This is a genomic window from Erwinia sp. GW821-FHT03D09, assembly GCF_059420805.1.
Genome location: NZ_JBWKUK010000011.1, coordinates 55,988 through 69,239 on the forward strand (window position 1 = coordinate 55,988; position 13,252 = coordinate 69,239).

Annotated in this window: 13 protein-coding genes and 2 pseudogenes; 5 read left to right on the forward strand and 10 right to left on the reverse strand. The window is 58.2% G+C overall.

Annotation, left to right across the window (positions count from 1 at the left end; all coding sequences use genetic code 11):
- Positions 1 to 14: 14 nt before the first annotated feature.
- From phnK to AC07U6_RS12800, 7 genes and pseudogenes are all read right to left on the reverse strand, one after another.
- Positions 15 to 773 carry a phosphonate C-P lyase system protein PhnK gene (phnK, locus tag AC07U6_RS12770; RefSeq protein ID WP_494762432.1) on the reverse strand — a complete coding sequence of 253 codons (759 nt, stop codon included), beginning with the start codon at positions 771 to 773 and terminating at the stop codon, positions 15 to 17.
- Positions 770 to 1,612, reverse strand: a complete 843-nt coding sequence (locus AC07U6_RS12775) for an alpha-D-ribose 1-methylphosphonate 5-phosphate C-P-lyase PhnJ (protein WP_494762431.1) — start codon at positions 1,610 to 1,612, stop codon at positions 770 to 772. Before AC07U6_RS12775 ends, phnK begins: the two co-directional genes overlap by 4 nt.
- Positions 1,605 to 2,681 carry a carbon-phosphorus lyase complex subunit gene (locus tag AC07U6_RS12780; protein ID WP_494762430.1) on the reverse strand — a complete coding sequence of 359 codons (1,077 nt, stop codon included), beginning with the start codon at positions 2,679 to 2,681 and terminating at the stop codon, positions 1,605 to 1,607. The genes AC07U6_RS12775 and AC07U6_RS12780 overlap by 8 nt, the downstream gene beginning before the upstream one ends.
- On the reverse strand, positions 2,681 to 3,256 hold the full coding sequence (gene phnH / locus AC07U6_RS12785; protein ID WP_494762429.1) for a phosphonate C-P lyase system protein PhnH: 576 nt from the start codon (positions 3,254 to 3,256) through the stop codon (positions 2,681 to 2,683). Before phnH ends, AC07U6_RS12780 begins: the two co-directional genes overlap by 1 nt.
- Positions 3,256 to 3,696 carry a phosphonate C-P lyase system protein PhnG gene (phnG, locus tag AC07U6_RS12790; RefSeq protein WP_494762428.1) on the reverse strand — a complete coding sequence of 147 codons (441 nt, stop codon included), beginning with the start codon at positions 3,694 to 3,696 and terminating at the stop codon, positions 3,256 to 3,258. Before phnG ends, phnH begins: the two co-directional genes overlap by 1 nt.
- Complete coding sequence (gene phnF / locus AC07U6_RS12795; protein WP_494762427.1) at positions 3,697 to 4,416, reverse strand: phosphonate metabolism transcriptional regulator PhnF; 720 nt, start codon at positions 4,414 to 4,416, stop codon at positions 3,697 to 3,699.
- Positions 4,417 to 4,973: 557 nt separating this feature from the next.
- A pseudogene (locus AC07U6_RS12800) lies at positions 4,974 to 5,663 on the reverse strand (hydantoinase B/oxoprolinase family protein); the annotation flags it as partial.
- 128 nt (positions 5,664 to 5,791) lie between these two features.
- On the opposite strand from AC07U6_RS12800, the gene yajD reads away from it, so the two are divergent.
- On the forward strand, positions 5,792 to 6,139 hold the full coding sequence (gene yajD / locus AC07U6_RS12805; RefSeq protein ID WP_494762426.1) for an HNH nuclease YajD: 348 nt from the start codon (positions 5,792 to 5,794) through the stop codon (positions 6,137 to 6,139).
- An 831-nt stretch (positions 6,140 to 6,970) separates the two neighbouring features.
- On the opposite strand, the gene AC07U6_RS12810 is transcribed toward yajD, so the two are convergent.
- Positions 6,971 to 7,249, reverse strand: coding sequence for an MFS transporter (locus AC07U6_RS12810; protein ID WP_494764802.1), 279 nt, complete (start codon positions 7,247 to 7,249; stop codon positions 6,971 to 6,973).
- Between AC07U6_RS12810 and AC07U6_RS12815 the strand changes: the two genes are divergently transcribed.
- From AC07U6_RS12815 to AC07U6_RS12830, 4 genes and pseudogenes are all read left to right on the forward strand, one after another.
- Positions 7,184 to 7,639, forward strand: coding sequence for a LysR substrate-binding domain-containing protein (locus tag AC07U6_RS12815; RefSeq protein WP_494762424.1), 456 nt, complete (start codon positions 7,184 to 7,186; stop codon positions 7,637 to 7,639). The genes AC07U6_RS12810 and AC07U6_RS12815 overlap by 66 nt on opposite strands.
- Positions 7,620 to 7,844 (forward strand): annotated as a pseudogene (locus AC07U6_RS12820) (LysR family transcriptional regulator); the annotation flags it as partial. The gene AC07U6_RS12815 and the pseudogene AC07U6_RS12820, both read left to right, overlap by 20 nt.
- A gap of 132 nt (positions 7,845 to 7,976) precedes the next feature.
- Entirely contained in the window at positions 7,977 to 8,654 is a 678-nt protein-coding gene (locus tag AC07U6_RS12825; protein ID WP_494764474.1) for an SDR family oxidoreductase, read from the forward strand.
- Between the two features lie 309 nt (positions 8,655 to 8,963).
- The gene (locus tag AC07U6_RS12830) at positions 8,964 to 10,694 is read left to right on the forward strand and encodes an ABC-F family ATP-binding cassette domain-containing protein (RefSeq protein WP_494762423.1); all 1,731 of its coding nucleotides are present in this window, start codon (positions 8,964 to 8,966) and stop codon (positions 10,692 to 10,694) included.
- Between the two features lie 144 nt (positions 10,695 to 10,838).
- Here the strand turns inward: AC07U6_RS12830 and cbl are convergent, their stop codons facing one another.
- Both cbl and nac read right to left on the reverse strand, forming a co-directional pair.
- On the reverse strand, positions 10,839 to 11,798 hold the full coding sequence (gene cbl / locus AC07U6_RS12835; RefSeq protein WP_494762422.1) for an HTH-type transcriptional regulator Cbl: 960 nt from the start codon (positions 11,796 to 11,798) through the stop codon (positions 10,839 to 10,841).
- Positions 11,799 to 11,942: 144 nt separating this feature from the next.
- A complete protein-coding gene (gene nac, locus AC07U6_RS12840) occupies positions 11,943 to 12,860 on the reverse strand; it encodes a nitrogen assimilation transcriptional regulator NAC (RefSeq protein WP_494762421.1) in 918 nt (305 codons plus the stop codon).
- Between the last annotated feature and the right edge of the window lie 392 nt (positions 12,861 to 13,252).

Genomic DNA, 13,252 nt, shown 5'->3' on the forward strand with positions numbered 1-13,252 from the left:
TTTCTCAACATGGGTTACAGAATGGATGACACCAGCAGCTGGGTATAGGGATGATGCGGATCGTCGAGCACCCTGTCCGTCAGCCCACTCTCCACCACCTGCCCCTGCTTCATCACCAGCAGACGATGAGCCAGCAGACGCGCCACGCCGAGATCGTGGGTGACAATCACCACTGCCAGGTTGAGATCGCGCACCAGGTTACGCAGCAGATCCAGCAGCCTCGCCTGTACTGACACATCCAGTCCGCCGGTCGGCTCATCCATAAACACCAGCTTCGGTCCGGTGACCAGATTGCGGGCGATCTGCAAACGCTGCTGCATACCGCCGGAAAAGGTGCCCGGCAGGTCATCGATACGCGCCAGCGGGATCTCCACATCTTCCAGCCACCGGCCGGCCTTCTCGCGGATCTGCCCGTAGTGGCGCTCGCCGACCGCCATCAGTCGCTCGCCGATATTGCCACCGGCCGATACCTGCGCCCGCAATCCATCCATCGGATACTGATGCACCACGCCCCACTGGGTGCGCAGCAGGCGGCGGCGTTCACTTTCGCTCATCGCATAAAGGTCGTTACCCTGATAAATAATTTCGCCGTGCTGCGGCGGCAGTCGGGCCGAAATCGCCTTCAGCAGGGTGGTTTTACCGGAGCCGGATTCCCCGACGATCCCCAGCACTTCACCGGGATAGAGTTCAAATGACACATCGCTGAAACCCTTACCCGGCGCGTAAAGATGGGTAAGCTGATTAACCGTCAGCAGCGGCAATTCATTGTTCATGACTGGCTTTCCTGTTGCTGATGGCAGTAATCGGTATCGGAGCAGACAAACATCCTGGTGCCGCTGTCGTCCATCACCACCTCATCCAGATAGCTTGTGCGCGATCCGCAGATGGCGCAGGGCCGATCCCACTCCTGGACGGTGAACGGATGATCGTCAAAGTCGAGGCTTTCCACTTTGGTATACGGCGGCAGCGCGTAGATACGCTTTTCACGCCCGGCGCCGAACAGCTGTAAGGCGGGCATCATATGCATTTTCGGGTTGTCGAATTTCGGGATCGGCGACGGGTCCATTACGTAGCGATCGTTGACCTTTACCGGGTAGGCATAGGTGGTGACGATATGGCCATAGCGGGCAATATCCTCATAAAGCTTCACCTGCATGATTCCGTACTCTTCCAGCGCGTGCATGGTGCGAGTTTCAGTTTCGCGCGGCTCGATAAAACGCAGCGGCTCGGGGATCGGCACCTGATAAATCAGCACCTGATCTTCGGTCAGCGGAGTTTCAGGAATGCGGTGACGGGTCTGGATCAGCGTGGCATCGACGGTACGTTCGGTTACTGCCGCGCCGCTAACCCGCTGGAAAAAGCGACGGATCGACACCGCATTGGTGGTATCGTCTGCCCCCTGATCGATCACCTTCAGTACATCGTGTTCGCCAATCATACTGGCGGTCAGCTGGATGCCACCGGTTCCCCAGCCGTAGGGCATCGGCATTTCGCGCCCGCCGAACGGAACCTGATAGCCCGGGATCGCCACCGCCTTCAGGATCGCCCGGCGAATGGTGCGTTTACTTTGCTCATCCAGATAGCCCGGATTGTAACCATGCAGTTCAGCCACGTTGTTTCTCCTGATACTCCGCGCGCAGGCGCTTTAACAGTTCCAGCTCGGCCTGGAAATCGACGTAGTGCGGCAGCTTGAGGTGCGAGACAAAGCCCGCTGCCTCAACGTTATCGGCATGAGCGAGAACAAACTCCTCATCCTGCGCCGGGCTGGTAATACGTTCACCGTACTCATCGGTTTGTAGCGCACGATCCACCAGCGCCATGGCCATCGCTTTTCGTTCGGCGCGGCCAAAGACCAGACCGTAGCCGCGGGTAAAGTGCGGCGCGGCATCGGCAGGGGTGGTAAAGCCGTTGACCATTTCACACTCAGTCAGCAGGATTTCCCCCACCTCCAGCGGAAAACCCAACTCCTCGGGTGCAATTTCCACCGTGACATAGCCGGTACGGATCTCACCGGCAAACGGATGGGTGCGGCCGTAACCGCGCTGGGTTGAATAGCCCAGCGCCAGCAGGAAGCCTTCATCACCACGCACCAGCTGCTGTAGCTTCGCCGAACGCGGCAGCGGATAAGAAGGCGGATCGCGGGTAATATCCAGCGGCTCGCTGCCGTCATCCTCTTCGGCTATCGCCAGTCCTTCCCGGGTCATCAGATCAAACATGTGCGGGCAGAGATCGTCCAGCGGCTGGTCGGCACACGGCGCAGGGGGCATTTTACCCTCGGCCAGCAGGGTAAAATCCAGCAGGCGGTGGGTGTAATCGTAGGTGGGTCCCAGCAGCTGTCCGCCGGGGAGATCCTTGTAAACGGCGGAGATTCGCCGCTCCAGGCGCATTTTTCCGCTGTCCAGCGGCAGGCTGTCGGCCAGGCGCGGCAGCGTTGTACGATAGGCGCGCAGCAGGAAAATCGCCTCAACCAGATCGCCGCTGGCCTGCTTGATAGCCAGTGCGGCCAGCTCGCGATCGTGAATGCCGCCCTCGGTCATCACCCGGTCCACCGCCAGGCCCAGCTGCTGGTCAATCTGCTGACACTGCAACTCCGCCTCACTGCGCTCGCCACGGCGCAGATCGTCCTGTAGCCGGTGGGCGGCGGCTATCGCCTTCTCGCCCCCTTTCACCGCGACGTACATCAGCACACCTCCACGTTGGTGGTGCGCGGCAGGGCCATCATGTTTTCGCCACAGGTGAAGATCAGATCGATACCCTGGGGGAAGGTGTGCGCGCGTTTGCACAGGAATTTCAGTACGCTTTCCGGCAGCTGCGGCGCAATCGCCCGGGTTTCCATCAGTCCGGGACCGCGCAGGCGCAGCGTCAGCCCGCCGCTCAGTCCGGTCACGTCGATAATCAGCGTGCTGCTTTTCTCCGGCGAGACGTTATCACCCGGCGAGAAGCTGGCGATATCCACCGAGGATTTGGCGTGCAGCAGGGCAAACGGCGCATCGGTACGATCGGTGACCGGCGCACCGGTATGAAAACGCAGGTTGTTCAGCAGCGCATCATCGTGAAAACGTTCATCGATCCACAGCGGCGTTTCGCGATCCACCAGCGTCATCAGCACCGCCGTTGCGGCCACCGAGGTGTGCCCCCAGGCGGGCAGCGACGGCAGAGAAACCATCATACCCGGTTCGCTCATGGCTTTAAGAATACGTCGGAAGGCGTGCTGGGCATCGGCAACCGGATGGCTGAAACTGGCGAGTAGGGTCATTAATTGTCTCCCCTGACAAGGGTGAAGAAGTCAACGCGACTGCTGGCAACTTCACGGGAACGCAGCTGTAGCTGTTCCTGACGTGCGGCGGCCAGCGGCGCAATAATTTGTTGGTGAAGTGTCTGTGTGCTGTCGTCCTGTAACAGAGCATCTAACAGCGCACAGCGTTCCGCGTGGGCTTTATCGCGCCCGATAACATAGCTGTAGCCGCAGGTGCCATTTTCCAGCTGAACCACCGCACGGGTGACGGTGGTATCGCCGAGAATAAAGCGTCGCCCTGTGCCGCCCATTCGCGCCTGGAGGCGGGTCAGCCCGGTTTCCGGCGCGCGCAGCAGTTGGTACTGCGGTTGCAGCGTCGATGGCCAGTGCATCAGCAGCTGCTGCGGTGTGCTGTGGGCCAGCACTGAGAGCCAGTGCTGGCGGGCCTTATGTGCTTCCATTTAATGCTCCAGCGTCAGTTCAATCATGTCGGCACGCGTCAGACTGACGGAGTATTCCGCCATCGCCCCGCTGCCGTTACGGGTGTTCAGCGTGCGCACGCAGAGCAGCGGCGCATGCAGTGTGACTTCCAGCAGTCGGCTCTCTTTCGCCTGTGCGCGGCGGGCAGCGATACGCGTCTGTTTGCGCGTCACCCCTTCGCCCAGCTGCTGGCTGATAAAATCGTGTAATGAACCGCTGGTAAATTTTTGCAGCTGCGGCCACCAGCTCAAATCGGGCAGATAGTGGTTAATCACACAGACCGGTACGCCGTTGACCCGGCGCAGCGTGCGCAGGTGGATCACCGTGTCGCCTTCATTGCAGGCCAGTGCGGCGGCCACTTCGGCGTTACACGGGCGCAGCACCGCCAGCAGACGTTCACTGGTGGGATGGCTCCCCTGCTCCATCAGGTTCTGACTGAACCGAGCCTGTGCATGCAGCGGATAGTCGTACGGGCGCATCAGTACCAAAATGCCAATGCCCTGACGGCGCTGAACCAGGCCTTTATCAACCAGCTCATCTACGGCGCGGCGCAGGGTATGGCGGTTAACTTCGTAATGGGCGGCCAGCTGTTTCTCCGGCGGCAGATATTCACCGCAGCGATAGCGGCTGCGCAGTTCATCTTCCAGCCGGGCGGCAATGGCCTGATACAAAGTGGTCGGATGTCTGGATAAGTTGAGCATTAAAAAATCTCCACAGCGTCATACCCGGCGGGAAGCGGCTTTCTAGTCGCTGCTTCCTGCCACCGATGGGCGTTACTTTGCCGGGGTTGTGTGACACTGCGGTTAAGGGGAGATGACGTTTGTAAAATGGTGCTAAAGCAGAACTCCAGGGCTTCGGATTCGCGGGCCGTCCGGTACTCAGGTTGACCGCTACGGGCAGATCGCCGAGACGCCGTTAATCCCTCCCTGGAGGCTTGGCTGCCGCATCCCTGCGGCAGACACTCGGCTAACCTGTCCCGTAGCGGTCTTCCTCTTAAACACGGGTGTTGCTGAAAAACAACGTTAGTTTTGATTAACAACGACACCTTGAATAACCAGCATGATGCCAATACGAGATGACAGGTTTCAGTTTTCCTGACAGCGACATATCAGCTAGCAGGCAATCGGTGTGTGCCGGGTTCACGGACCGTTGAGCGCAGGGATGCGCGAATCGAGGCCACACGGACGTGTTCACGCCGAGTCCGGGAACCCGGCACACACCGATACGCCAGTCACGGAAACTGAAGCAACTATGTTTGCTATGCCGCACTCAGCGCCGGAAACTGTGCCATCAGCCAGGCAAATAGCCTCGCCATCTGCTCATCCAGCGGCAGATCGCTCCCCTCACCTTTTTGAACCGCCGCAAAAACCTGATGCTTGAGGAAATGACGCCACACCACCGGCCGCTCTGCCAGGAAGGCGGTCAGCAGACGATAGCGATCATCCGTCCATAGCGCCTCAAAGCCTTCGCGCGCCGCACCCACATCAAAATGCTTATCCCCGGCACCGGGCATCGCCGCACGAAGTTCCGCAGTCGCCGACAGATCGATTTCACCCCGCTGCACCACCACGCCGTACTGCTCGCGCGCCGCCTGCTCGCTGACGAAGCCACACTGCACGTCCCGCAGCACCGCCTGCGCATCGCGATCTTTTGCCGCGCCGTAGCCGCCCGTACCCGGCCCTTTCACCGTCACCACGTCTCCCGGACCACAGTGGATCACATCGGTATTCCCGTGCTCGGTTACGCTGCCGTCGGGATGCGTAGTACGGAACCAGGAAGTGCTGCCCGCACGCCCACCCGCCGCGCCCGCAGAGGAGAACACCGAGCGGTTGCGGTTGCGGGCGGTGATGGTGGTATTTGGCGCGAACACCTCAAAGGCCATCTCCGTTGCCAGCCCGCCGCGATATTTCCCGGCTCCGGCGCTGTCCGCCGCCAGCCCGTAGCGATATGCGGCCTGTTGAGGACCGTTTATTATCACGGTCCGCACGGCGCACTTCATTTATCCTTACTTTCAACAATGAGGTATATTGGCTGCACTTTTCTGAATTCATCGTTCTGTCACAGGTAACAACGGCAATGGCTTTTATCCCTAAAAACTACGCGCGGCTGGAAAGCGGCTACCGTGAGAAAGCACTCAAAATTTATCCCTGGGTCTGCGGGCGCTGCTCACGCGAGTTTGTGTATTCCAACCTGCGCGAGTTAACGGTTCACCACATCGATCACGATCACACTAATAACCCGGAAGATGGCAGCAACTGGGAGCTGTTGTGCCTGTACTGTCACGATCACGAACACTCGAAATACACTGAAGCAGACCAGTACGGCACCGCCGTCGTGGCAGGTGAAGACGCACAAAAAGATGTGGGTGAAGCCACCTGGAATCCGTTTGCCGACCTGAAGTCGATGTTGAATAAAAAGAAATAATATCGTAGGGGTGACTGTGCTAAGGCATTTTCTGTGAATTAAGTGCTACGCAGGTGGGCAGGTGTCTTCCTTCCGGGCGGTCCTCGCGTCGCGATACCTTCACTTCGTTCGTCAGCCTCACGGACCGGCACAGATGCGCGTCCTGCGCAACTGCGCCTTTCGTCCATATCCCTGTGGCCGAATCCGGGCTTCCTCCCTGCGTTCAGCACTGCGGATTGCCCTTCAGAAAGACCCCTGCCCATCTGCTTTGCTGCATTAGCGTTGGGTTCATGGGAATCTGCAGCAGTGAGATGAAGTTAGTGGGACCGAAGTGGTCAGCTTTCGACCGCTGTCAGCCTGGCTTCCTCGTCAGGAGCAGCATTAAAGGCAGCAAGCACATGCTTCGAGGGTGCCGGCCTCTGCGGCTGCCGGGCAATTCGCAGTGCTGAGTGCTGAGGTGAAGGCAGCTGGCCAGGCGCTGCCAGCAGGGATGTTGGCAGCAGGCGAAGTCGGCCAGGGATGACACGTCTTCGCCGATCCGTGCGGCCGGATGCGTGAGCCGGAGGGACCGCAGCGCGGCGCGAGGACCGCCGGCGGCCGCAGAGGCCGGACCCCGGGCACCCATGCCGCAGCGATCCCAGCCAATCAGCCAATCAGCCAATCAGCCAATCAGCCAAATTAAAACTCAACCTGGGTATGACGCGTTATTAACGAACGCAAAGGTACGCTGCTAGCGCCGTGCCGAGCGCGGAGAACGAACCCATCACGCCCATCGCCCGCCTACTGCGATCGGGCGGAACCCCCTGCACCACCAGCGCAAGGCTGTTGACCAGCATTATCGCCCAGCCCAGCCTAGCCCGGCTCCTGGACCACGCGCGCAGCGATCAGCCAGCCGAGAGGGTTCGCCAGCCCGCAGCCAGGCGAGGCAAAAGTGAATAACAGTACACCCATGGCCAATAATCTCTCGCGGCCAAAGCGATCCCCCAACCAGCCCATTGCCAGCACCGAACCGGTGACCGCCAGCAGGTACGCCAGCACCACCCACTGGATATGGGAAAAAGCGGCATGAAAAAACGCGGCGACAGTGGGCAGCCCGATATTGGCAATGCTGCTGCTCATAGAGGAGAGCATATTGTCCGCCCGGTCGATGAGGCAGAAGCGGCGCTGCGCCCGGAGGCGGCGATGGATCTGGCGAAGTTGGATCGCATTTTCACCCTACCAACCCGTGATGGTTTTGTGGAAAACTTTGGCCCGGCGCTGGTTGCCCGCATGCGCCGGGAAGCACCCGGGTTGCGTTTTGTACCTAAGCTGACCCACAGCAGTCAGACGCTGCATGACGGCAGCGTCGATCTGGTCACCGGTGTAGTAGACGCCGAAGCCGGACCGGAACTGCACACGTGCCTGCTGTTTGAGGATCGGTTAATTGTGGTCGTGCGTGAAGGACATCCACTGGCTGACGATCCGCTGACCGTGGCGTGCTATTCCGCAGGGGGAACATATTTTGACCGGGTGCAGCGGTGAGCTGAAAGGAAGAGCAGATGAGGCGCTGGCCGCGCTGGGCCTTGAACGGGATGTTATCGCTATTGTTGACGGTTTTTCCGCCGCGATTGCGCTGGCGCGAGGAACGGATTTGATTGCCACCGTACCGTCTCGTTATACGCAGAATCTACGCCAGGGCACTGTCACCCTGCCTCTTCCACTGATGCCGCTGACCATGAAAATATCGATGATCTGGCATCCGCGAATGGATGGCGATCGCGCTCACGCCTGTCTGCGGGAAGTGTGTCATGTTGAAACTCACGTACCGGTTTTATCAAACCGATACATTCACTTTAATACATTGAATAAAAGGATGAATATGACTGACTCTAAAAAAGCATTAATCGTCGGCGCTTCACGCGGCATCGGTTTGGGTGTGGTGGAGGTCCTGGCTAAGCGTGGCTGGCAGGTAACGGCAACAACGCGGGCGGCAGTTCCGGCAAACAGTCCCGCGGCGGTCGAATGGGTCACGCTTGATATCAATCATTCCGCAGCCCGGGCAGCGGTCAAACATACGCTTTCCGCCCGTCATTTTGACCTGATATTTATCAATGCGGGCGTGTTTGGCCCCGACCATCAGGACATTCAACAGGCGAGCGATGAAGAGATTATCCAGCTGCTGTTAACCAATACCATTTCCCCCGTTCGCACTGCGGCTGAATTTATTCCCCTGCTGAATCACCGCACCGGCGTGCTGGCGCTGATGACCTCTGAGCTTTCCAGCCTCAATGTGAACGAGGTCGCCACCTATCCGCTCTATTCCGCCAGTAAAGCTGCGCTGAATATGCTGACTCGCGGGTTGCAGGAAGCGACGGATAAACAGGAACTGACGCTGCTGTCCATCCATCCGGGTTGGGTAAAAACCGATATGGGCGGCGAAAACGCCACGCTGACCGTCGAAGAATGCGCCAACGGGATTGTCGATCAGTTTGACGCTTACCGTGGAAAAGGCGGCCACCATTTTGTGGCATATTCCGGTCATAAACTGCGCTGGTAAATCTCCGCTACCCCACTAACTCTCTGACGGGATTTTCGACAGTGGCACAATTCGGGAATCCCCAATATAATCAACCCACTCATTCACCAACAGAGTACATAAGGAGGATTGCCATGCTGACCCGTGAAGTTTTTTTAATTTCACTCGTCCTTAGCGATCGTCACCGCTCAAGCGTTACCGGTATCGTGCTGCGATAACCTGCTTGAGCGAAGCTGATTGACAATCTGAGAACTTCCCTCCGGCTTACCGGTTATCGTCGGCTTTATTGACGAGAGGCATCTCTTTGCCTGTAAAACTTGAGTAAGCACCATGACATTATTATCTGCACAATCCTTATCCTTCGATAACGCCTTCGGTCCTTTGCTGACGGAGATTTCTTTTGGCCTGAAGAAAGGCGACCGCATCGGGCTGATCGGCCATAACGGCTGCGGAAAAAGCACCCTACTGAAAATCCTTAACGGAGAACTGGCGGCCCTGTCCGGGACGATCACACTGGCGAACCACTGCATTATGGCAACGGTAGAACAGCATCTTCCTGCGGCATTACAGGATGCGACACTGATTGATGCGGTGCAGAACTCTTTGCCCGGCAGCCTGCATCAGCCGGAGCGCTGGCAGGCCGAAGTACTACTGGCAACGCTGGGCTTTGAGGAAAATACCTGGCCGCTGGCCGCCGGAACGCTCAGCGGCGGGCAGCATACACGGCTGATGCTCGCGCGCGCGCTAATTCGTCAGCCGGATTTACTGCTGCTGGATGAGCCGAGCAACCATCTGGACCTGCCCACCCTACTGTGGCTCGAACAGTTTCTGCGAAACTGGAGCGGCAGTTTTGTGCTGGTTTCCCACGATCGCAGCCTGCTGGACAGCGTCACCAACTGTACCTGGGCCCTGCGCGACAACCGGTTGCAATTTATCCGACTTCCCTGCTCTCAGGCGCGTCAGGCGCTGGCGGAAAAAGATGCGACGGACGCACTGCGCCGTCAATCCGAACAGAAAGAGATTGACCGCGTTACCAAAAGCGCTAAACGGCTGGCCATCTGGGGCAGCGTTTACGACAACGAAGGCCTGGCGCGGAAAGCCAAACAGATGGAAAAACAGATCGACCGGATGAAGGAAGATCAAACCGACGTCAGCGCAGGCAGTCAGTGGCAGCTGCGGCTTTGTGGTGAAGCCTTACCGGCGGATCGCGTGCTGGCATTTTCTGGCTTTCAGGTGCGGCCTTCGCCTGACGCGGCGGTGCTGTTTGAAGTCGGTGAACTTCGGGTGAAAAGCGGTGACCGTATCGCGCTGGTCGGCCGCAACGGCTGTGGGAAATCCTCGCTGCTGCAGCTTCTGTGGCAGGCATATTGCCAAATGGAAACCGTGACTGATGGGGTGATTTTCCATCCCAAAGTGCGTACGGGATATTACGACCAGAGCCTGCGGCAGCTACAGGATGAGGACACGCTGTCGGATGCGCTGGCGAACTTTGCGCCGCTGACAGAAGAACAGCGGAAAATGGCGCTGATCGGTGCCGGTTTTCCGTATCTTCGCCATCAGCAAAAAGTCAGCTCGCTGAGCGGCGGCGAGCGTTCGAGGCTGCTTTTTATCGGGCTGACGCTGGCGAATTACTCGCTGTTGCTGCTCGATGAACCGACCAACCACCTGGATATGGAGGGAAAAGAAGAGCTGGCGGAAACGCTAAAAACCTTTAGCGGCGCGGTACTGCTGGTTTCTCACGATCGGGCACTGATTGAGCAAAGCTGTAACCGATTCTGGCTTATTCATCAGCAGCGGCTGGTGGAGTGGCACAGTCTCTCGCCGGTTTACGCCATACTGGCCGATACGCCGGTGCCGGATTCCCCTGCGGCGGAAAAAACACCGGTGGCCACGTCTGTCGTTGCAACGAACGAAGAGGAACACTGGCTGACGGCGCTGCTGGAGCTGGAAAGTAAACTGGCAGAAGATCGGGCGCGCAGGCCCAGACATCAGAAACCGGAATTACAGCAGCAGTGGCAACGGCAAATCGCCGAACTGACTGCCCTGCTGGGACTGGATTAGCGGTTCAGCTGGCGGTCGCCCTGTTCTGGCATTCGCGGATGGAGGGAGATCGCCCGTTCTGGCATCGGCGAAGGGAGGGAAATCGCGCACACCCGTGGCTGCGCGATGCTCTTTCGGCGGTCCGTACCGCTGAAACGGCGGCGATCAGATCTGGAAGTCGATAGCCGGTTCTTCTTCATTGCTTAACGCCAGTGCCTGACGCTTGATCTCTTCCAGGGAGAGATTCGCGTTGCACAGCTCCAGGAACTGCCAGACGTAGTTACGCTGCAGCTGCCCGCGCTTCAGCCCCAGCCAGACGGTGTTGGACTCGAACAGATGGTGCGCCTCAAGGCGAACCAGATCAGAGTTTTCATCCAGCTGGCAGGCCTGATCGGCCAGAATGCCAACCCCCAGACCCAGCTCAACGTAGGTTTTCACCACGTCGGAATCCTGCGCGCTGAGAACGATATCCGGCTTCAGACTGGCGGCATAGAATGCGCGGTCAACACGGGAACGCCCGGTGATCCCCTGACGATAGGTAATCAGCGGATAGCGGCTGAGCGTCGCCAGCGTCAGCGGCTGCTGCTGAATCAGCTCGTGGCCTTTCGGCACCAGCAGCGCATGGTGCCAGCTGAACCACGGGAACGCCGCCAGCGCCGGATTATTCACCACCTGCTCACTGGCGATGCCGATGTCGGCTTCACCGGCGACCAGCATGGAAGCAATCTCCTGCGGCGATCCCTGATTCAGTTCCAGCCGCACGTGCGGATACAGCGCGCGGAATGCCTTAATCACCCTCGGCAAGCTGTAGCGCGCCTGGGTATGGGTGGTGGCGATGGTCAGTACGCCGCTGGATTCGTTGGTAAACACGTCGGCCAGGCGGCGGACTTTTCCGGCCTCATCGAGAATACGCTCGGCGATGGTCAACAGCGCTTTGCCGGGTTCCGTCATCCCCAGCAGGCGTTTTCCCCGGCGGATAAAAATCTCTACCCCCAGTTCATCTTCCAAATCGCGAATATGGCGGCTGACTCCTGACTGAGAGGTGAACAGCGCGTTAGCCACTTCGGTGAGATTAAACTCGCAGCGTGCCGCTTCCTTAATGATTTTAAGTTGCTGAAAATTCACGCGCTTTCCTCCCTCTGTTATTTACTGGTTTCCTTCATGTTAAGGATACACATTGATAGCAACAAATAATAAAAAGAGGTTTTATATGCTTTTTAGCGATAAGTCAGGAGTGAGGCGCGCGGCTGCGCGCCCGGCACAGAGGGATTAACCAACCAACATCAGTTCACGATCTTCAACGACCGGCCTGTTGAGCAGCGATAATAAAATATTCTTTACCGCCTGCGCTGACGGTGACAGCGGCTGGCGAGAGGAGATATTCAGCGACAGCGGCAGGTTCAACGTTGGGCTGCTGATCCGTGCCATCCATGCGTTCGTTGAGCTGACCAGCGCACGCGCGGCAGACTCCGGCAGAACGGTGACACCCATGCCGCTGGAAACCGCTGCGGTCAGCGTCGCGATGGACTCAATTTCCCCGATGATTCTGGCGCTGAGACGACGCAGGGAGAAAGCCTCATCCACGCGTTTACGCACGGCGCTGTAATCGCGCGGCAGGAACAGATTCATTTCGGCCACATCGGCAAGATCGACAAGCTGGCCGGGGCAGGTAGTGGCGCCAACCAGATATAATTCTTCTTTCAGCAGTGGAATGCTGGTGATACCAGCGGACGGTGAGCGATCGTAAAGCACCGCCATGTCAAGCTGTCCACTCATCACTTTTTCGTTTAATGAAGAACCGCTATTTTCGTGTAAATAGACCAGAACTTCGGGGAAGTGTTCACGCACCGTTTGCAGCAGCGGCATGGTCAGCGAAGAGGCTGCGGTGCCCGGTGCCAGTCCGATAGAGACCTGTCCGGTGAGAACCTGGCCGGCGTTGACCACCGCCAGCTGCGCCTGTTCGCACTGGCGCAAAATGGTGCGAGCGTGGGAATACAGGATCTTACCCGCTTCGGTCGGCGTGACGCCGCGCTTGGTGCGGATCAGCAGCTGCTGGTCGAGTTCATTTTCCAGCGTGGCAACCTGCTGGCTGAGCGCTGGCTGTGCAATATGCAGGACTTCAGCGGCCTGGGTCAGACTGCCGATATCGACGATTTTCACGAAATATTTCAGTCGTCTTAAGTTCATTTTGCCTCCGTCTCGTATCCCCGAGTGCCAGTTTTCGCTGGCGTTTGTAATAAGTTTTCACTCTGACTGATAATTCTGTGCAATAGACGTGCCAGAAATTGACAAACAATCGAATGGCGTATTACTGACCGCCTAACAGGCCGTAAAATAAGAGAATCTGATTACCCACTAAGGGGTAATACCTCGGATTGACGTTTCGGCGGGCTTATTTGCATGGTTTTGGCCGCACGGTGATGGTGCAGGTGATGCGTTGGTGAGGTGCGGATTAGGGAGGAGGCGATCGTTACGGCCAGGTTCGCGGACCGTTGAGATGGTTCAAATGGCTTAAGATCGGGAAAACAGTGAGAAACATCGGGGATCTGGCGGGAATAGCCGGATGCCTTTACGGGTAA

What these genes read in the sequence shown, in the direction of transcription:
- phnK (WP_494762432.1), bottom strand. Translation starts at nt 773, where the DNA reads ATGAACAATGAATTGCCGCTGCTGACGGTTAATCAGCTTACCCATCTT.
- AC07U6_RS12810 (WP_494764802.1), bottom strand. Translation starts at nt 7,249, where the DNA reads ATGCTCTCCTCTATGAGCAGCAGCATTGCCAATATCGGGCTGCCCACT.
- nac (WP_494762421.1), bottom strand. Translation starts at nt 12,860, where the DNA reads ATGAACTTAAGACGACTGAAATATTTCGTGAAAATCGTCGATATCGGC.
- phnG (WP_494762428.1), bottom strand. Translation starts at nt 3,696, where the DNA reads ATGGAAGCACATAAGGCCCGCCAGCACTGGCTCTCAGTGCTGGCCCAC.
- AC07U6_RS12780 (WP_494762430.1), bottom strand. Translation starts at nt 2,681, where the DNA reads ATGTACGTCGCGGTGAAAGGGGGCGAGAAGGCGATAGCCGCCGCCCAC.
- AC07U6_RS12830 (WP_494762423.1), top strand. Translation starts at nt 8,964, where the DNA reads ATGACATTATTATCTGCACAATCCTTATCCTTCGATAACGCCTTCGGT.
- phnH (WP_494762429.1), bottom strand. Translation starts at nt 3,256, where the DNA reads ATGACCCTACTCGCCAGTTTCAGCCATCCGGTTGCCGATGCCCAGCAC.
- AC07U6_RS12825 (WP_494764474.1), top strand. Translation starts at nt 7,977, where the DNA reads ATGACTGACTCTAAAAAAGCATTAATCGTCGGCGCTTCACGCGGCATC.
- yajD (WP_494762426.1), top strand. Translation starts at nt 5,792, where the DNA reads ATGGCTTTTATCCCTAAAAACTACGCGCGGCTGGAAAGCGGCTACCGT.
- AC07U6_RS12815 (WP_494762424.1), top strand. Translation starts at nt 7,184, where the DNA reads ATGAAAAAACGCGGCGACAGTGGGCAGCCCGATATTGGCAATGCTGCT.
- phnF (WP_494762427.1), bottom strand. Translation starts at nt 4,416, where the DNA reads ATGCTCAACTTATCCAGACATCCGACCACTTTGTATCAGGCCATTGCC.